The following is a 492-nucleotide window of genomic DNA, read 5'->3' as shown; positions in this document are numbered from 1 at the left end:
CAGCAGATGTGCGCCATCGGACGGGCGCTGATGGCCAAGCCTTCCATGATTTTGCTGGACGAACCTTCGATGGGCATCGCGCCGCAGATCGTCGAAGAGATCTTCGGCATCGTGAAAGACCTGAACGTGAAGGAGAACGTGTCCTTCCTGCTGGCCGAGCAGAACACCATGGTGGCGCTGCGCTACGCGGATTTCGGCTACATCCTGGAGAACGGCCGCGTGGTGATGGAAGGCGAAGCTTCGGAGCTGGCGAACAACGAAGACGTGAAGGAATTCTATCTGGGCATGTCCGGCGCAGGCCGCAAGAGCTTCCGGGACATGAAGTTTTACCGCCGCCGCAAACGCTGGCTGGCCTGATCAAGAGACGCATGAATATCAAGCAAGCGAAGGAATTCTGCCGGTGCCTGCCCGGCGAAACGGAAGACATCAAATGGGTGGATCACCTTGTGTTCTCGGTCGGCGGCAAGATGTTTGCCGTCACCGATGTGGACG

1 pseudogene is annotated in these 492 nt (G+C 58.3%); it reads left to right on the top strand.

Features of this window, described 5'->3' with window-relative positions:
* Positions 1–357 (top strand): annotated as a pseudogene (locus AB4Z32_RS27665) (ABC transporter ATP-binding protein); the annotation flags it as partial.
* Between the last annotated feature and the right edge of the window lie 135 nt (positions 358–492).

It is taken from the genome of Massilia sp. 2TAF26 (assembly GCF_052115005.1).
Taxonomy (GTDB): domain Bacteria; phylum Pseudomonadota; class Gammaproteobacteria; order Burkholderiales; family Burkholderiaceae_D; genus Telluria.
This window is presented reverse-complemented; position numbering and strand designations above follow the sequence as displayed.